At 69.4% G+C, this 17825-nt stretch carries 15 protein-coding genes; 5 read left to right on the top strand and 10 right to left on the bottom strand.

Going from position 1 to position 17825, the window contains the following annotated elements; all coding sequences use genetic code 11:
• Positions 1-46: 46 nt before the first annotated feature.
• The 3 genes from ABT004_RS14670 to ABT004_RS14680 all read right to left on the bottom strand — a co-directional run bounded on the left by ABT004_RS14670 (position 47) and on the right by ABT004_RS14680 (position 3706).
• Positions 47-1222, bottom strand: coding sequence for a L,D-transpeptidase (locus tag ABT004_RS14670; RefSeq protein WP_351335908.1), 1176 nt, complete (start codon positions 1220-1222; stop codon positions 47-49).
• Between the two features lie 155 nt (positions 1223-1377).
• The gene (locus ABT004_RS14675; protein ID WP_351335911.1) at positions 1378-2442 is read right to left on the bottom strand and encodes a P1 family peptidase; all 1065 of its coding nucleotides are present in this window, start codon (positions 2440-2442) and stop codon (positions 1378-1380) included.
• Positions 2443-2521: 79 nt separating this feature from the next.
• Positions 2522-3706 (bottom strand): low temperature requirement protein A, encoded by a 1185-nt coding sequence (locus ABT004_RS14680; RefSeq protein ID WP_351335913.1) that lies wholly within the window; start codon positions 3704-3706, stop codon positions 2522-2524.
• Positions 3707-4010: 304 nt separating this feature from the next.
• Between ABT004_RS14680 and pflB the strand changes: the two genes are divergently transcribed.
• Genes pflB through ABT004_RS14695 form a run of 3 tightly spaced genes read left to right on the top strand, consistent with a single transcriptional unit; the run spans position 4011 to position 7365 of the window.
• Complete coding sequence (gene pflB / locus ABT004_RS14685; RefSeq protein ID WP_351335916.1) at positions 4011-6281, top strand: formate C-acetyltransferase; 2271 nt, start codon at positions 4011-4013, stop codon at positions 6279-6281.
• Between the two features lie 39 nt (positions 6282-6320).
• Positions 6321-7133, top strand: a complete 813-nt coding sequence (gene pflA / locus ABT004_RS14690) for a pyruvate formate-lyase-activating protein (RefSeq protein WP_351335919.1) — start codon at positions 6321-6323, stop codon at positions 7131-7133.
• 34 nt (positions 7134-7167) lie between these two features.
• The gene (locus ABT004_RS14695) at positions 7168-7365 is read left to right on the top strand and encodes a hypothetical protein (protein ID WP_351335922.1); all 198 of its coding nucleotides are present in this window, start codon (positions 7168-7170) and stop codon (positions 7363-7365) included.
• Between the two features lie 19 nt (positions 7366-7384).
• Here the strand turns inward: ABT004_RS14695 and mscL are convergent, their stop codons facing one another.
• The 6 genes from mscL to ABT004_RS14725 form a co-directional block, all read right to left on the bottom strand.
• Positions 7385-7858, bottom strand: coding sequence for a large conductance mechanosensitive channel protein MscL (gene mscL, locus ABT004_RS14700; RefSeq protein ID WP_351336007.1), 474 nt, complete (start codon positions 7856-7858; stop codon positions 7385-7387).
• Positions 7859-7972: 114 nt separating this feature from the next.
• Positions 7973-8533, bottom strand: coding sequence for an RcpC/CpaB family pilus assembly protein (locus tag ABT004_RS14705; RefSeq protein ID WP_351335925.1), 561 nt, complete (start codon positions 8531-8533; stop codon positions 7973-7975).
• 180 nt (positions 8534-8713) lie between these two features.
• Positions 8714-9577, bottom strand: coding sequence for an S-methyl-5'-thioadenosine phosphorylase (locus ABT004_RS14710; protein WP_351335928.1), 864 nt, complete (start codon positions 9575-9577; stop codon positions 8714-8716).
• A gap of 84 nt (positions 9578-9661) precedes the next feature.
• On the bottom strand, positions 9662-10015 hold the full coding sequence (locus ABT004_RS14715; protein ID WP_351335931.1) for an FmdB family zinc ribbon protein: 354 nt from the start codon (positions 10013-10015) through the stop codon (positions 9662-9664).
• Positions 10016-10084: 69 nt separating this feature from the next.
• A complete protein-coding gene (locus tag ABT004_RS14720; protein WP_351335934.1) occupies positions 10085-11377 on the bottom strand; it encodes an MFS transporter in 1293 nt (430 codons plus the stop codon).
• A 231-nt stretch (positions 11378-11608) separates the two neighbouring features.
• Positions 11609-13066 (bottom strand): potassium/proton antiporter, encoded by a 1458-nt coding sequence (locus tag ABT004_RS14725; protein ID WP_351335936.1) that lies wholly within the window; start codon positions 13064-13066, stop codon positions 11609-11611.
• Positions 13067-13364: 298 nt separating this feature from the next.
• Here ABT004_RS14725 and ABT004_RS14730 point away from each other — a divergent pair, with 298 nt between their 5' ends.
• Positions 13365-16118, top strand: coding sequence for a penicillin acylase family protein (locus tag ABT004_RS14730; RefSeq protein WP_351335937.1), 2754 nt, complete (start codon positions 13365-13367; stop codon positions 16116-16118).
• A gap of 72 nt (positions 16119-16190) precedes the next feature.
• Here the strand turns inward: ABT004_RS14730 and ABT004_RS14735 are convergent, their stop codons facing one another.
• A complete protein-coding gene (locus ABT004_RS14735) occupies positions 16191-16823 on the bottom strand; it encodes a 5-formyltetrahydrofolate cyclo-ligase (RefSeq protein ID WP_351335939.1) in 633 nt (210 codons plus the stop codon).
• A 94-nt stretch (positions 16824-16917) separates the two neighbouring features.
• Here ABT004_RS14735 and galU point away from each other — a divergent pair, with 94 nt between their 5' ends.
• The gene (galU, locus tag ABT004_RS14740) at positions 16918-17820 is read left to right on the top strand and encodes a UTP--glucose-1-phosphate uridylyltransferase GalU (RefSeq protein WP_351335941.1); all 903 of its coding nucleotides are present in this window, start codon (positions 16918-16920) and stop codon (positions 17818-17820) included.
• Positions 17821-17825 lie beyond the last annotated feature (5 nt).

Below are 17825 nucleotides of genomic sequence, written 5' to 3' on the forward strand. Positions count from 1 at the left end.
CCGCGCGGTGGGTTCCCGCGCGGCCCGTGTCGGTGCAGCCGGATGGTCAGCCGGCGCTGCCCGCCGTCCACTGGTCCCACGCCATGTTCCAGCCGTTGAGGCCGTTGTCGGGCGCGACCGTCTTGTCGGGCGAGTTCTTCATGACCACGACGTCGCCGACGAGCGAGTTGTCGTAGAACCACTTGGCGGTCGTGTCGCCGCCCGCGCCCTTGACGTCCCGCATGCCGACGCAGCCGTGGCTGGTGGCCTGCGAACCGAAGATGCCGGGCGAACTCCAGTAGTTGCCGTGGATGAACGTCCCGGACTGGGACAGGCGCATCGCGTGCGGCACGTCCGCGATGTCGTACTCACCGCCGAAGCCGACCGTGTCGCCGTTCATGCGCGTCTGCACGAACTTCTCCGAGATCACCATCTGCCCGTTGTACGTCGGGTGTTGGGCGCTTCCGGTGGACACGGGCACCGTCTTGATCGTCTTGCCGTCGCGGACGACGGTCATCTCCTGCGTGTTCGCGTCGACGGTGGAGACCTGCGCGCGGCCGACGGTGAAGCTCACCGTCTTGTCCTGCACGCCGTGCACCCCGTTGGCCCCCTCGACGCCGTCGAGGTCGATCTTCATCGTGACCTTGGAGCCGGCCTTCCAGTACTCCTGGGGCCTGAAGTCCAGGCGCTGGGCGCCGAACCAGTGCCCGACGACCTTCTGGCCGCCGCTGGACGTCACCGTGATGTGCGACTGCACATCCTTCTTGTTGGTGATCGCCTTGTCGAACGTGAAGGAGACCGGCATCCCGACCCCGACCGTCTTCCCGTCGTCCGGCGTGTACGTCCCGATGAAGCTCTTGGCGCTGGAGACCGTCGTGAAGATGGAGTTGGCGGCGGCCTTGTGCCCGCTGTCGTCCTTGGCGGACGCGGAGATCCGGTACTTGGTGCCGCGCTCCAGCTGCTCCTTCGGCTTCCACGTCGCGCCGCTCGCCGTGATCGATCCGGGTACGGCCTTGCCGCTCCCGGACTCGGTCATCTTCACGCCGGTCAGCTTGCCGTCGCTGACCTTCACACCCGTCGCGTTGATCGACGCGCCGGTCGACCCGTCCTTGGCGGAGATGGTGATCTTCGGGGCGTCGCCACCCTTGTCGTCACTGGCGGTGGCGTCGCCTCCGCAGGCCGTGAGGGTCAGTGCGCCGACGGCGAGTGCCGCGCACACGACGGCTGTGTTCTGCCTGCTCACGGTCTGCTCCTTTTTCGTGGTTTCTGCTGTTCCGCTGCTTCTCTACCGATGTGAGGGAAGAGCGCGAGACGACCGGAAGGGTTCCGTCCGTTTGTTGTGAACGCAGCCACAGGGACAGTCCTGTTACGTGGCGGTGGATCTCTGTTACGCGGCCGCTACTCGGCGTCGGAACGGCTCCCGGAGACGTCGCCGTAGAGGTCGCCGTACGAGAGGTGGGTGCGGCCGCCGGCCGACACGGACTCCGCCGAGCGCAGGGCCCGCACGATCGCCCGCGTCACGAGGTCGGCGCCGGCCGCGAGGATCTCGTTGAGCGCGAGGGGGTTCGCGGCGTCGAGCGGTCGTTCCCCGGTGGCGAGTGCGAACACCGTGTCCCCGTCGTTGAGCAGGTGCACGGGGCGTACGGCCCGCGCGATCCCGTCGTGCGCCGTGCCGGCGACCTTCTGCGCCTGGGCACGGGTGAGGTCGGCGTCGGTGGCGACGACGGCGAGGGTGGTGTTGAGGGGCTGCGCGCCGTTGGCCGCGGACACCTCCGCGATCCGCTTGCCCGCCGCCTCGTGCGTCTGCGGCGTGGGGTACGTCACCGGGCCGCGCCCCGCGAAGAACTCGCCGTACAGCGCGCCGGTGGCCGGGTCCACGGCGGAGCCCGCGGCGTTCGCGACGACCAGGGCGGAGACCGTGATCCCGGAGTCGAGGACGGTGGACGCGGTGCCGATGCCGCCGCGCAGTTTCCCGACGAGCGCGCCGGTGCCCGCGCCGACGTTGCCCTCCTGGACCGGGGCGCCGGGTTCCGTCGCTGCGGCGGCCTCGACCGCGGCGCGGCCGGTCCCGGCGTCGGGCCGGGCCCGCCAGTCGCCGCCCCGGCCGAGGTCGAACACGCACGCCGCGGGCACCACCGGCACGACCTCCCCGGGGCGGGTGCCGGCCGGGACTCCGCGCCCCTGGTCCTCCAGCCACGCCATCACCCCCGACGCCGAGTCGAGCCCGAACGCGCTGCCGCCCGTGAGTACGACGGCCTCGATCCGCTGCACGAGGTTGCGCGGGTCGAGCGCGTCGGTCTCCCGGGTGCCGGGACCACCGCCCCGTACGTCCACGGCGGTGACCGCGCCGCCTTCGGGGGCGAGCACGACCGTCGTACCGGTCAGGAACCCGTCCCCGACACGGGTGACGTGTCCGACGCGCAGGCCGTGGACATCGGTGAGGGCATCGTTGCGTGTCGTCATGTCCCATGCCTACCACGGCAGTTGGCGCCCGATCGGGGCGGTCATGGCTCGGCGGATGGGTGGGGACGGTCGGAAGCCGTCAGGCGGCCCGCGCCTCGCCCGCCCGCGAGGTCAACGTCACGCCGACCACCACCGTGAGCGCCGCGACGATCCCCGCCGCGAGCACCGCCCAGTGCCCCGCGAACGTGCACGCGAGCACCAGCAACGCGCTGACCGGCAATGCCAGTTGTTGCACGGCCCCCACCTTGAAGTACCGGGAGTGCAGCGCCCACACCAGCAGCAGGAACACCGCTGACGGGACGGTCACGGCGGCGGAGGCCACGACCGTGGAGATGTGCGCCTCGCCCACCGCCTGCTCGACGGCGACCTCGATGCCCGCGCCGATCGACGCCGCCGACGCGAGGATGAAGAAGTGGCCGTAGCCCCACACGAACGCCTGCCGGTTGCTGCGCAGCCGGTCGTGGATCGGCACCGCGAAGTAGATCCACCAGGCGGCGAAGACGACGAGGAGGCCGCCCGCCGCGATCGGCAGGAGCTCGCCGAGCGCGTCGTTCTCCTCGATGCCGGACTTCACCGCGACCGTCGCCGCGGCGATCGACTCGCCGAGCACGATGATCGTGAACAGGCCGTAGCGCTCGGCGATGTGGTGCGGATGCCAGGACGTCCGCCGGTCCCGCTCCGCGTACACCGGCACGCACATCTCCAGGATGGCCATCGCCAGGAACACCCAGCCCTGCGCCGCCGTGGGCGTGAACAGCAGCGCCAGCCAGCCGATCTGGCAGGCGAGCACCCCGCCGGCGTACCGCAGCGCCACCCGGCGCTCGGCCCCCGTGGTGGAGGCGGCGGCCCGCAGCCAGTGCGTGGCCATGGCGACCCGCATGATCAGGTAGCCGAGAAAGACCACCAGGTAGTTGTCGTGGGCGAACGCCTGGGAGACCCCGGCCGCGAGCACCAGCACGCCCGCGATCTGGACGAGTGTGATCAGACGGTAGAGCGCGTCGTCGTTGTCGTAGGCCGAGGCGAACCAGGTGAAGTTCATCCACGCCCACCAGATCGCGAAGAAGACGCGCGCGTAGTCGATCACGCCGGCGCCCGAGTGCCCCTCCGCGATCGCGTGCACCAGCTCCGCCCCGCCCTGTGCGACGGCGACGACGAAGCACAGGTCGAAGAACAGCTCCAGTGGTGAAGCGGCCCGGTGCTCCTCGTCGCGCCCCCTCTCGACCATGCGGCGGATGGGGGAGCGCTTGTCTGGCGTGGACGTCATGGTCCCACCCCAGCAGATCGGGTCGTTCCGTGGGGGATTCGGCACGCAGCCCACGCATCCGCGGCGGACGCCGCAGGTACCACGGAAATTCGGCACATTTCTTGTGAATACATTCACAAGCGAACATGGGTCGAAAGTCCCGAAGAAAACCCCAGGTCAACCCCGGAGCGCCAGTGGATTCCGGCCCGAAGTAGGGCCCAATGGTCCTGAACTCAGGACCATTGCCGCCCCTTTGTCGCGCCCCGCGGGAGTGCAATGAACTCGTAGTAACCCACCGGTCGAAGAGATGGGGAAGGTGCCGCAGATGACTGCCACTCCCGCGGAAAAGACGACGCACGGCGAGGCCTGGGACGGCTTCAAGGGAGGGCTGTGGCGGGACGCCGTCGACGTCCGGGACTTCGTCCAGCAGAACTACACCCCCTACGAGGGGGACGGCTCCTTCCTCGCGGGACCGACCGAACGCACCACCGCCGCCTGGGACAAGCTCCTCGGGATGTTCCCCGCGGAGATCGAGCGCGGCGTCCACGACGTCGACGTGAAGACCCCGTCCCGTATCGACGCCTTCCGCCCCGGCTACATCGACGGCACCGCCGCCGATCACACCGACCTCATCGTGGGCCTCCAGACCGACGCCCCGCTGAAGCGCGCGATCATGCCCAACGGCGGCTGGCGGATGGTCGAGGGCGCCCTCGACGCGTACGGCTACGAGGCCGACCCCGAGGTCCGCGAGATCTACACCCACCTGCGCAAGACCCACAACGAAGGGGTCTTCGACGCCTACACCCCCGAGATCCGCGCCTGCCGCTCCTCCGGCATCATCACCGGCCTCCCGGACGCCTATGGTCGCGGCCGCATCATCGGCGACTACCGCCGCGTCGCCCTCTACGGCGTCGACCGCCTCATCGCCGCCAAGCAGTCCGACAAGGACGAGCTGAGCGCCGCCTGGCCCACCGAGCACGTCATCCGGGACCGCGAGGAGATCTCCGAGCAGATCAAGGCGCTGAACGAGCTCAAGGCCATGGCCATGTCGTACGGCTACGACATCGCGGGCCCGGCCACCACGGGCCGTGAGGCCGTGCAGTGGCTGTACTTCGGCTACCTCGCCGCCGTGAAGGAGCAGAACGGCGCGGCCATGTCGATCGGCCGCATCGACAACTTCCTCGACATCTACCTGCAGCGCGACATCGAGGCCGGCCGGATCACCGAGTCCGAGGCCCAGGAGTTCATCGACGACTTCGTCATCAAGCTCCGCATCGTCCGCTTCCTGCGCACCCCCGAGTACAACGACCTCTACTCCGGCGACCCGACCTGGGTCACCTGGTCGATGGCCGGCATCGGCGAGGACGGCCGCCCGCTCGTCTCGCGCACCACCTTCCGTGCACTCCAGACCCTCTACAACCTCGGCCCGGCCCCCGAGCCGAACCTGACGGTCTTCTGGTCGCGTGAACTGCCGCGCGGCTTCAAGGACTTCGCCTCCCAGGCCGCCATCGACACCTCGGCCATCCAGTTCGAGTCCGACGAACTGATGCGCCCCAAGTACGGCGACGACACCGCCATCGCCTGCTGCGTCTCCGCGATGGCCGTAGGCAAGCAGATGCAGTTCTTCGGCGCCCGCGTGAACGTCGCCAAGGCGCTCCTCTACGCGATCAACGGCGGCCGCGACGAGAAGTCCGGCAAGCAGGTCGTCGAGGGATTCGAGCCCATCGAGGACGAGTACCTCGACTACGGAGTCGTCGCCGAACGGTACGACGCGATGCTCGACTGGCTGGCGAGGACCTACGTCCACGCGCTCAACGTCATCCACTACATGCACGACAAGTACGCCTACGAGCGCATCGAGATGGCCCTGCACGACCAGGAGATCCTGCGCACCATGGCCTGCGGCATCGCGGGTCTGTCGGTCGCCGCGGACTCCCTCTCGGCCATCAAGCACGCGAACGTCAAGGTCATCCGTGACGAGACCGGCCTCGCCGTCGACTACGAGATCGAGGGCGACTACCCGGCCTACGGCAACAACGACGACCGCGCCGACGAGATCGCCCAGCGCATCGTCCACGGCTTCATGGAGAAGGTCCGCAAGCACCCCACCTACCGGAACGCGGTGCACACCCAGTCGGTGCTCACGATCACCTCGAACGTCGTCTACGGCAAGAAGACCGGCAACACCCCGGACGGCCGCCGCTCCGGCGCCCCGTTCGCCCCCGGCGCCAACCCCATGAACGGGCGCGACGAGCACGGCTACATCGCCTCCGCCCTGTCGGTGGCGAAGCTGCCCTACGACGACGCCGAGGACGGCATCTCGCTGACCAACACGATCACCCCGGACGCCCTTGGCCGCACCCCCGGCGAGCGGATCGGCAACCTGTCCGGCGTGCTCGACGGGTTCATGGCCAGCGACGGCTTCCACATGAACGTCAACGTCCTGAACAAGGCGACGCTCGAGGACGCCATGGAGCACCCGGAGAACTACCCGCAGCTCACCATCCGGGTCTCCGGATACGCGGTGAACTTCGTCCGCCTGACGCGCGAGCAGCAGCTGGACGTCATCAACCGCACCTTCCACGGCTCCCTCTGAGCCGGCCCACCCGACCGAGGCCGTCCGAGGAGGAACGCCATGACCGTGCTGCTCACCCAGCCCGCCGGGAAGCCGGCAGCGAACGACGCCGCCACCCCGGCCGCCGCCGCGACCCACAGGCCCACCGGGGGTTCGGTGCACTCCTGGGACCTGTCGACCGGCGTCGACGGGCCGGGCACCCGCTTCGTGACGTTCCTCTCCGGCTGCCCGCTGACCTGCCTGTACTGCCACAACCCCGACACCTGGAAGATGCGGAACGGGAAGCGCACCTCGGCCGACGACATCGTCGCGGAAGCCGCCAAGTACACCCGGTTCATCGAGGCCGCGGGCGGCGGCGCCACCATCAGCGGCGGGGAACCGCTGCTCCAGCCGGTCTTCGCCGGTGAGCTGCTGCACCGCTTCAAGCACGAGCTGGGCCTGCACACGGCCCTCGACACCTCGGGCTTCCTCGGCGTGCGCGCCACCGACGCCCTGCTGCGCGACGTGGACCTGGTGCTGCTCGACATCAAGTCCTGGGACCGCGCCACCTACAAGCACGTCACCGGGCGCCCGCTGCAGCCCACCCTCGACTTCGCGCACCGCCTCGCCGACCTCGGCAAGAACGTGTGGGTGCGCTTCGTGCTCGTCCCCGGGCTGACCGACGACCCCGCCAACATCGAGGGCGTCGCCGCCTTCGCGGGCTCCCTCGGCAACGTCTCCCGGGTCGACGTGCTGCCCTTCCACAAGCTCGGCGAGGCGAAGTGGCAGGCGCTCGGCAAGACCTTCACGCTGCACGACACCTCCTCGCCCACCCCCGAGCAGCTCGCCTCCGCCAAGGCGATCTTCGAGTCCCACGGCCTCACGGCGGTCTGAGCCAGGGTTCGCCCCCGCGACGTACCCTGGAGCCATGAGCACCGCCCCCGAGCCGGCCGAGCGCGATCCCAAGAAGCGCGATCCCAAGGCCGCGCTGATCTTCGACGATCCGCTGACCGCGCAGTCCTCGGACGACACGGACCGCGGCTGGGGCGAGCGACCGACGGCCGGTGACAACAGCGCCGCCGACCTGGCCCGCTTCCTCGACGAGAAGCCGCCCCACCACATCTGAAGGGCCGCTGCGAGCCCCGCTAGGGCTCGGTGTGCCCCGAGCCGCGCTGCGCCACGAGCGCGTCGCGGATCTCCTTGAGCACCTCCAGCTCGGAGACCTCCAGAACCTCCTGGGTACCTTCCTTCTCGGCCTTCTTCGCGGCCTGCCGGGCGAGGTACTTGGCCATCGGCAGCACCATCAGGAAGTACACGACGGCGGCCGTGATCAGGAAGCTGAGGGCGGCACTGACGACCGTGCCCCACATGATCTCGATGCCGACGGGCTCGCCGTCGACGACCTTGCACGGGCCCTGAAGGCAGTACGAGTACTTGTTCAGGTCCTGTGTCCCGAACGCTCCGACGATCGGGTTGATGACCCCTTCCACCACCGTGTTCACGACGCTGGTGAACGCGGCGCCGATGACCACGGCGACCGCCAGGTCGACCACATTGCCTCGCATGAGGAAGGCCTTGAAGCCTTCCCACAGGCTCGGTTCGTTGTTCTCGCTCACCAGAAGGCCTCTCTTCACATGTCCAGGTTGTGGAGCAAACGCCTCCGCAACCTACGACAGTTCGGGTCAGACCTGTCCAATTCGGTAGCTCGAACGAGGGACTTGACGAGATATACGTCACCACACCGTCACCGCCAACCGAGAAGCGGCTCCGGCGCCCGCGAGTCGCGCAGCGGTCGCCCGCTCCACCGTCAGCACCACCAACGCCCCGCCCGTCGTCGAGGTTTCGCCGAGAGCGTCGCCTTGACCGAGAGTTGGCCTCGGCTTCGGGACGGATGCCACGCGGGCGCCGGATGCAAGCACCCGCACCCCGGCCCTGCCGTCCGCCCGCGCCGCCACCACATCGACCCGGTCGCCCGGTCGCAGCAGCCGCACCGCCCCCGCGTCCGCGATCCGTACCGGCGCCGACACCGTCACGGCGGGCGCGGCGGCCCGCCCACCCGGCCCCGCCCCCGCGTGCGGAGGCTCGGGCCCGCCTCCCGCCCCGGACGAGGGCACGGCGGCCGCCAGCGCCGCCGCGGTCAGGACGAGGCCCGCCGCCACGGCAGGCCGGCGCCGGCGCCTGCCCGCGCGCCCCGGCCGCCACCGCGTGCCGCGTACGTGCACGGGAGGGAAGGGCGGCACCTCGGACGTCGGGGGAATGCTGAGCTGGTACGGGACAGGGACAGATACGGACATGGTCGCCACCGCCTGCGGATCGGTCGGATCGGTCGGGCCGGACGGGCACCGAGCCCGTCTCGCCGACCACGTTCCGCCTTCGCGACTCGTCCCGCTGAGCCCCGTGCACTACCGAGCGGTTGTGGACAACTCCCTCACCCGAAGGGGAGATTCAGGCACTCGGCCCCCCGCCGGTCTCCGTCACGGCAGCCGGAACCCCGGATCCATCCCGCCCAACGCCTCGCCACACCCGCAGTCCCGCTCCGCGTCCGCCGGCAGCCCCGCCACCGCGTCGAACAGCACCGTCCGCAGCCGGTCCACGTTGGCCGCGAACACCTGGAGCACCTCGTCGTGCGAGACGCCCTCGCCGCTCTCCGCGCCCGCGTCCAGATCCGTGACGAGGTTCAACGACGTGTAGCAGAGCTCCAGTTCACGGGCGAGGATCGCCTCCGGGTGACCGGTCATCCCGACCACCGACCAGCCCATGGCGGCATGCCACCGGGACTCGGCACGGGTGGAGAACCGCGGCCCTTCCACCACCACGAGCGTCCCGCCGTCCACCGGTTCCCAGCCCTTGCCGCGCGCGGCCTTCACCGCGACCCTGCGCCCCGCGGGGCAGTAGGGGTCGGCGGGCGAGACGTGCACGACGTTCGGCACGGTCCCGTCCGGGAGCGGCAACCCGTCGAAGTAGGTCTGCGCCCGCGACTTCGTACGGTCCACGAACTGGTCGGGCACGAGCAGCGTCCCCGGCCCGTACTCGGGCCGCAGGCCGCCCACCGCGCACGGGCCGAGGACCTGGCGTACGCCCACGGAGCGCAACGCCCACAGGTTGGCGCGGTAGTTGATGCGGTGCGGTGGCAGATGGTGGCCGCGGCCGTGCCGGGGCAGGAAGGCGACGCGGCGCCCCGCCACCTCACCGAGGAAGAGCGAGTCGCTCGGCGGCCCGTAGGGGGTGTCGACGCCGATCTCTGTCACGTCGTCCAGGAACGAGTAGAAACCGGAGCCGCCGATCACGCCGATCTCGGCGGTGGCGCTTGCGTTCACGTTGCCTGAGTTGGTCGCCATGGAGCAGCACAGTAGTCATGCCGGGAACGCCGAAGACCCTGTCGTCGGATGACGACAGGGTCTCGTAAGAATTCGCGGCGTTGCTTACGCGGCAGAGGACGCCGAGGAACTCGACGAGCTCGACGACGACGTCGAAGAAGAGGACGAAGACGAAGAAGACGTCGACGGCTTCGAGTCGGTGGACGGCTTCGAGTCAGTGGACTTCGACTCCGAGCCGGACGACGAGCCCGAGGACGACGCCGGGCTGCTGCTCGACGCGGAGCCGCGGCTGTCGTTGCGGTAGAAACCGGAGCCCTTGAACACGATGCCGACGGCCGAGAACACCTTCTTCAGGCGGCCCTGGCAAGCGGGGCACACGGTCAGGGACTCGTCGGTGAACTTCTGCACCGCCTCGAGGCCCTCGCCGCACTCGGTGCACTGGTACTGGTAAGTCGGCACTGTGTCTTCCTCCTGGCACTCTCACTCGATGAGTGCTAACGACGATCCATAGTGACCTATTCCGCGGGATCAGTCCACTGCCACGGGCTCGCGGTGACCCACACCACGTGCCACGGTCCGCCCCGCCGAGGGCGGCGCGAGCCGCGAGCGCAGCAGGAACATGACCACCAGGGCGAGCACCGTGCCGCCCATCGGGACGAGGAATCCGGCGCCGTCCCAGAGGCGGTCCTCCAACTGTCCGGACACCGACACGGCGGCCGCCTGGCCGAGCGCGACGGCCCCGGTCAGCCAGGTGAAGGCCTCGGTTCGGGAGCCCGCGGGGACGATCTTCTCGACCAGCGTGTAGCCCGTGATCAGGGACGGCGCGATGCACACGCCGACCAGCAGACCGAGCCCGGCGAGCAGCACCACGGACTGTGCCGCCCACAGCCCTGAGGCCATGACGGCGAGGGCCGCGTAGCCGACGAGGAGCCGGCGCTGCGGGGCGATCTTCCACGCGATGGCGCCGCACACCAGGCCCGAGAGCATGTTGCCGGCGGCGAAGATCCCGTAGAGGACGCCGTTGAGGCCGGGTTCGCCGATCGACTCGGTGTACGCGGCGAGCGAGACCTGCATGCCGCCGAAGACGGAGCCGATGCCGAGGAACGTGACGATCAGGACGCGCACACCGGGGACGCGGAGCGCGGAGGTGTGCTGCACGCGTGCGTGCCCCTCCAGGCCTGCCACAGGAGGCTGGGTGCCCTTCTGGGCGGCGAACAGGAGGCCGCCGACAAGGGTGAGCGCCGCCTCGGTGAGCAGGCCCGCGGCCGGGTCGATGCCGGTGCACAGGGCCGTCGCGAACAGTGGGCCGAGCACGAACGTGAACTCGTCGGTGACCGACTCGAACGCGGCGGCCGTCTGCATCAGGGGCGAACCCTGCAGCCGCACGCCCCAGCGGGCGCGCACCATGGGCCCGATCTGCGGTGTCGAGGCGCCTGTGGGTACGGCGGCCACGAACAGCGCCCACGTGGGCGCTCCGGAGAGTGCGAGCGCGGTGAGCGTGAGCCCGGCCGCGGAGTGCACGAGCACGCCGGGCAGCAGCACGGCACGCTGCCCGAAGCGGTCGGCCAGCTTGCCGCTGTAGGGCGCGAAGAGCGCCATGGCGACACCGGTCGTCGCGGACACCGCGCCGGCGGTGCCGTAGGAGCCGGTGGTGTGCTGCACGAGCAGCACGATGGAGATCGTGAGCATCGCGAACGGCTGGCGCGCCGCGAAGCCGGGAAGCAGGAATGTCCAGGCCCCGCGGGTGCGCAGGAGCTGCCCGTAGCCGGGGCGCTCGGCCCGTTGGGTGCCGGGTTCGGCGACCGTGTCCTTCTGTGGCACGGTCCTTGCCTTTCTGCCGCCTGGTAGCGCGGTCCTCCTGGTCGAGGAGTGCGCGCCGAGAGCCGTCCTCATGCGCCGGGAACCGAGTGATACCTACGGTCCGCGCCAGGAGAGGCCCTGGGCCAGGCAGGTCGCTGTGAAGCACAGCGCCGCAAGGGGACCGCGGCCGCTTTGCGGTCGCGCCGGCTCTACTTCAGGCAGAGTCGGTCGTACATGGTCTGTGCATCCATGCTAACGGGCTTCCGGGCCCGCGGTACCCAACCAACCGGCCAGCTTGCCGCCGAGGGCGACGGCCCGCAGGCGTGCCTCCGCGGCGTCCCGCACCGGGTCCGTGGCGACCACCAGGAGCTCGTCGCCCCGGCGGAGCACGGTGGTCGGGGCGGGCACGGAGGAGGTGCCGTCGCGGACGACGAGCGTGACGGCCGCGCCCTTGGGCAGTCGCAGTTCGCCGACCTCCACGCCGTGCATCCGCGAGCCCTCCGGGATGGAGACGGACAGCAGGTGCCCGCGCAGCCGCTCCAGGGGCGCCGATTCGATGCCGAGGTCGGCGGTGTCGGAGGAGCCGGCCAGGTGCAGCTTGCGGGCGAGCCACGGCAGCGTGGGTCCCTGGATGAGGGTGTAGACGACGACCAGGACGAAGACGACGTTGAAGATCCGCTGGCTGTCGGCGACGCCCGTGACCATCGGGATGGTCGCCAGGATGATGGGCACGGCGCCGCGCAGCCCGGCCCAGGACATGAGGGTCTTCTCGCGCCACGGTATGCGGAAGGGCAGCAGGCTGGTGAAGACCGACAGGGGGCGCGCGACCGCGGTGAGGGCCAGGCCGATGAGGAGCGCGGGCACGATGTCGTCGGCCAGTTCGTGCGGGGTGACCAGCAGGCCGAGCAGGACGAACATGCCGATCTGCGCGATCCAGCCGAGGCCTTCGGCGAAGCCGCGGGTGGCGGGCCAGTGCGGCAGCTTGGCGTTGCCCATCATCATCGCGGCCAGGTAGACGGCGAGGAATCCGCTGCCGTGGGCCATGGCGCCCGCGGCGTACGCGGACGTGGCGATGGCCAGGACGGCGATCGGGTAGAGGCCGGATGCGGGCAGGGCCACGTGCCGCAGGCCGAAGGAGCCGAGCCAGCCGACCGCGAGCCCGATGGCGGCGCCGATGGCGAGCTCCAGGGCGATCTCGCCGATGAGGACGTACCAGTGCTCTATGGGGCCCGCGGCGGAGAACGCGACGACAAGGATGACGACAGGGGCGTCGTTGAAACCGGACTCCGCCTCCAGGACGCCGGTCACGCGTGCCGGAAGCGGCACTCTACGTAGAACGGAGAAGACCGCCGCCGCGTCCGTGGAGGAGACCACGGCGCCGATGATCAGTGCTTGTCGCCATTCGAGGCCCACCAGGTAGTGCGCGCACGTGGCCGTCACCCCCACGCTGACCGCGACGCCCACGAGTGACAGGGCGGCGGCGGCGGGGAGCGCGGGTTTGATCTGCTTCCACTTCGTGCCCAGGCCGCCTTCGGCGAGGATCACGACGAGTGCCGCGTAGCCGATGACCTGGGTCATTTCAGCGTTGCTGAAGTCGACGTGGCCGAGGCCGTCCTGGCCCATGACGACGCCGATGCCGAGGTAGAGCAGGAGGCTCGGCAGTCCACTGCGTGAGGAGATGCGGACGGCTGCGACCGCCACGAGCAGCACGAGTGCGCCGACGAGCAGGAGCTGGTTGAGCTGGTGGACAGTCAGGGGCTGTTCCTTCCAGGAGGGACATGCGACAGGGGAAGTTACTTCGTTACCTTACCTAATCGTTAACGCTTTCTTGATGCCGGTTTCGTCACGGCGCTCTACGTAGAACCCCGCTTCCCCACTCCGCGTCCGGGGCCGCACCCCACTGCTCGTAAGGTTGCTCTCGCCCCTCCCGCCCGTCACCCACCGCCACCCTTGAACGAAGGCCCTTCGGGCCAGCCCCATTCGTCTGCGAAGGACAGCAAGGACCGCGATGCCCTCCACTACGAACGCCTCTGCCGGCAGCCCGCCCGGTAAGAAGAAGGGGCGTCGAGCCCGACTGATCGTGATCGTCCTCGTGTTGGCCGTTCTTGCGGGCCTTGGATTCGGGGCCTACTGGGGCGTCGACAGCGTGCGCGCGTCGATGCCGCAGACGACGGGGTCCATCCAACTCGACGGGCTCGACGGGCCGGTGCAGGTCAAGCGGGACAGCTACGGGATCCCGCAGATCTACGCCTCCACGGATCACGACCTGTTCATGGCACAGGGCTATGTGCAGGCGCAGGACCGGTTCTACGAGATGGACGTGCGGCGCCATACGACCTCCGGTCGGCTCTCCGAGATGTTCGGCAAGGGCCAGGTCAAGACCGATGAGTTCCTGCGCACCATGGGCTGGCGCCGGGTGGCACAGAAGGAGTACGACTCCAAGCTGTCGCCCTCGACCAAGAAGTACCTCCAGGCGTACTCCAAGGGGGTCAACTCCTACCTCGGGGGCAAGAGCGGCAAGGAGATCTCCGCGGAGTACGTCGCGCTCGGCTTCGAGAACGACTACAAGCCGCAGGAGTGGTCGCCGGTGGACTCGGTGGCCTGGCTCAAGGCGATGGCCTGGGACCTGCGCGGCAACATGCAGGAGGAGATCGACCGCTCGCTGATGACGAGCCGGCTCGGCCCGAAGCAGATCGCCGACCTGTACCCCGACTACCCGTACACGCGGCACAAGCCGATCGTGCAGGAGGGCGGGTACGACAGCGTCACGAAGTCGTTCGACGCGTCCTCGGGCGGCGGCACGGGCACGCAGACGGCCGGGGCGGCGGGCACCGGCCTGGCGGGCGACACAGGGGCCCCCAGCAGCCTCCAGAGCCAGCTGGGCGGTCTCTCCAAGGTCCTGGACGAGATTCCCGACTCCGCGGGCCTCGGACCCAACGGCAACGGCATCGGCTCCAACTCGTGGGTGGTCTCGGGCGACCACACCATCACCGGCAAGCCGCTGCTCGCCAACGACCCGCACCTGGCACCGCAGCTGCCGTCCGTCTGGTACCAGATGGGCCTGCACTGCACGAGCGTCTCCAGCAAGTGCCAGTACGACACGTCCGGTTACACCTTCGCGGGCATGCCGGGCGTGGTCATCGGCCATAACCAGAACATCTCCTGGGGCCTGACCAACTCGGGCGTCGACGTCACCGATCTCTACCTGGAGAAGTTCAGCGGCGACGGCTACCTGGTCGACGACAGGACGGTGCCCTTCAAGACCCGCAAGGAGACCATCAAGGTCGCCGGCGGTGACGCCAAGACGATCACGGTGCGGGAGACCGACAACGGACCGCTGCTGTCCGACCGCAACTCCGAACTCGTGAAGGTCGGCAAGAAGGCCGGCGTGGACGCGGCGGCCCCCGACAGAGGCGACGGCTACGGCATCGCGCTGCGCTGGACCGCGCTGCAGCCGGGCAACACCATGGACGCCGTCTTCGGGCTCGACAAGGCGTCCAACTGGTCCGAGTTCCGCAAGGCGTCCGCCGACTTCCAGGTGCCCTCGCAGAACCTCACCTACGCCGACACCGAGGGCAACATCGGCTACCAGCTGCCGGGCCGGATCCCGACCCGCGGCGAGGGCGACGGCTCGCTGCCGTCTCCCGGCTGGGACTCCAAGTACCGCTGGACCGGCTACATCAAGCAGAACGAGCTGCCCTACGAGTTCAACCCGAAGCGCGGCTACATCGTGACCGCCAACCAGGCCGTGGTCGACGACAGTTACCCGTACACGCTGACCAAGGACTGGGGTTACGGCACCCGCAGCCAGCGCATCACCGACCTGATCGAGTCGAAGATCAAGGACGGCGGCAAGGTCTCCACCGACGACATGCGCACCATGCAGATGGACAACAGCAGCGAGATCGCCAAGCTGCTCGTGCCCTACCTGCAGAAGATCGACGTCAAGGACAAGGATGTCAGGGACGCGCAGCAGCTCCTGGAGAACTGGGACTACACCCAGAACCCGGACTCGGCCGCCGCGGCCTACTTCAACTCCGTGTGGCGCAACATCCTCAAGCTCGCCTTCGGCAACAAGCTGCCCAAGGAGCTGCGGGTCGAGGGCCAGTGCCTGAGCGTCGAGCCGGTCGACAAGACGGGCCCCGCCGACGAGGGCCGCAAGGTCAGCGAGTGCGGCGAGCGGGACACGCACTCGGCGCAGCCCGACGGCGGTGACCGCTGGTTCGAGGTCGTCCGCAAGATCATCAAGGATCCGAAGAACGACTGGTGGAAGACGCCCGGCAGCCGTACGGACGAGTCCACCCACAACCGTGACCAGCTGTTCGATCGCGCCATGGAGGATGCCCGCTGGGACCTCACGGCCAAGCTGGGCAAGGACATCGACACCTGGAGCTGGGGCCGGCTGCACAAGCTGGAGCTGAAGAACCAGACGCTCGGGACCGAGGGGCCCGGTTGGCTGCAGTACGTGCTCAACCGCGGCCCCTGGAAGCTGGGCGGCGGAGAGGCTGCCGTGAACGCGACCGGCTGGAACGCCGCGGGCGGCTACGGAGTCGACTGGGTGCCGTCCATGCGGATGGTGGTCAACCTGGCGGACCTCGACAAGTCGAAGTGGATCAACCTCACGGGCGCTTCGGGGCACACCTTCAGCGACCACTACACGGACCAGACCGAGAAGTGGATCAAGGGTGACCTGCTGCCCTGGAACTTCTCCGAGAAGGCCGTCGGCGACAGCACCGAGGACTCGATGGTCCTGAAGCCGTAGACGTAGCCGGACCGACACCGAAAGGGGCCTCCACGCACGCGTGGAGGCCCCTTTCGCATGCGCGGTGCCGGGTCAGAACCGCCGTACGCCCGAGGGCGTCACCACCGCGTCCACGGCCTTGTCGTGCGCCTCCTGGGGGAGCTGCGCGACGACCTCGCTGTCGTGGAGCAGCACGACCAGCGCGGGCCGCGCACCGGCCGCCTCCAGGCGCGCGAGCACCCGGTCGTACGAGCCGCCGCCACGGCCGAGCCGCATCCCGTGCGCGTCCACGGCGAGCCCCGGCAGCAGCACGACGTCCGACTCCAGGACGGCGGCGGGCCCGAGCCGATCGCCGCCCGGCTCCAACAGGGCCATCTTTCCCGGGTGTCGCACTGTGGTGAGCGAAGCCGCCCCGTCGTACGCGCCCCAGTCCAGGTCGTTATCGGGCAGCAGGGCCGGCAGTAGTACGCGCGTCCCGCGCGCGCGAAGGGCGTCGAGGAGCGCGCCGGTCCCCGGCTCGCCGCCCACGGAGACATACGCCGCCACAGTGCGGGCCTTCGCCAACTCGTCGAGTTCGAGAGCCCGACGGGCCACGGCCCGCTCCGTCTCCCGTATGACATCCTCCGTCAACGCGTTCCTCACTTGGAGGAACTCCCTGCGCAATGAACGCTTGTCAGGGTGGGCGCCGCGCGGGAAATCTGCGGGCTCATTGGTGTGCGAACTCATAGCCGGGTCACAAACCTTTCCTATTCGACGCATATATGTGCCTACAAAGCGGACCCACAGATTCCGCCCATAGCAGCCGGATATGGTGACCCGCATGACTGACGCGCACACCAGGATCACCAAGGCTGTCATCCCCGCCGCGGGCCTCGGCACCAGGTTCCTGCCCGCCACGAAGGCGACCCCCAAGGAGATGCTCCCGGTCGTCGACAAGCCGGCGATCCAGTACGTGGTCGAGGAGGCCGCGTCCGCGGGGCTCGGCGACGTACTGATGATCACAGGCCGCAACAAGCGCCCGCTGGAGGACCACTTCGACCGCAACCACGAGTTGGAGGCGGCCCTTCAAAAGAAGGGCGACGCGAACCGGCTGGCCAAGGTCCAGGAGTCCAACGACCTCGCCACCATCCACTACGTGCGCCAGGGCGACCCCAGGGGCCTCGGTCACGCGGTCCTGTGCGCCGCACCCCACGTGGGCGACGAGCCGTTCGCGGTGCTGCTCGGCGATGACCTGATCGATCCCCGTGACCCGCTGCTCCAGAAGATGGTGGAGGTCCAGGAGGAGCACGGCGGCAGCGTCATCGCGCTCATGGAGGTGGAGCCCTCCCAGATCCACCTCTACGGATGTGCCGCGGTTCAGTCCACGGCGGACGGCTCCGTCGTCCAGGTCACCGACCTGGTGGAGAAGCCCGATCCGGCCGACGCCCCCTCCAACTACGCGATCATCGGCCGCTACGTGCTCGACCCCGCCGTCTTCGACATACTGCGCAAGACCGAGCCCGGCCGCGGCGGCGAGATCCAGCTCACCGACGCGCTCCAGCAGCTCGCCGCGGACGAAAAGATCGGCGGCCCCGTGCACGGCGTCGTCTTCAAGGGCCGCCGCTACGACACCGGCGACCGCGGCGACTACCTCAAGGCGATCGTCCGCCTCGCGTGCGAACGTGAGGACCTGGGCCCGGAGTTCCGCGCCTGGCTGCGCGGCTACGTCGCCGAGGAGATCTGACACCC

Origin of the sequence: Streptomyces sp. NPDC002790 (assembly GCF_040295505.1) — a bacterium.
In the GTDB taxonomy this organism is placed as follows: domain Bacteria; phylum Actinomycetota; class Actinomycetes; order Streptomycetales; family Streptomycetaceae; genus Streptomyces.

Bases quoted from the DNA above. Each gene is read 5' to 3' on its own strand.
- pflB (WP_351335916.1), top strand. From the start codon at position 4,011: ATGACTGCCACTCCCGCGGAAAAGACGACGCACGGCGAGGCCTGGGAC.
- ABT004_RS14735 (WP_351335939.1), bottom strand. From the start codon at position 16,823: ATGAGTTCGCACACCAATGAGCCCGCAGATTTCCCGCGCGGCGCCCAC.
- ABT004_RS14710 (WP_351335928.1), bottom strand. From the start codon at position 9,577: ATGGCGACCAACTCAGGCAACGTGAACGCAAGCGCCACCGCCGAGATC.
- ABT004_RS14695 (WP_351335922.1), top strand. From the start codon at position 7,168: ATGAGCACCGCCCCCGAGCCGGCCGAGCGCGATCCCAAGAAGCGCGAT.
- ABT004_RS14730 (WP_351335937.1), top strand. From the start codon at position 13,365: ATGCCCTCCACTACGAACGCCTCTGCCGGCAGCCCGCCCGGTAAGAAG.
- pflA (WP_351335919.1), top strand. From the start codon at position 6,321: ATGACCGTGCTGCTCACCCAGCCCGCCGGGAAGCCGGCAGCGAACGAC.
- galU (WP_351335941.1), top strand. From the start codon at position 16,918: ATGACTGACGCGCACACCAGGATCACCAAGGCTGTCATCCCCGCCGCG.
- ABT004_RS14705 (WP_351335925.1), bottom strand. From the start codon at position 8,533: ATGTCCGTATCTGTCCCTGTCCCGTACCAGCTCAGCATTCCCCCGACG.
- ABT004_RS14680 (WP_351335913.1), bottom strand. From the start codon at position 3,706: ATGACGTCCACGCCAGACAAGCGCTCCCCCATCCGCCGCATGGTCGAG.
- ABT004_RS14675 (WP_351335911.1), bottom strand. From the start codon at position 2,442: ATGACGACACGCAACGATGCCCTCACCGATGTCCACGGCCTGCGCGTC.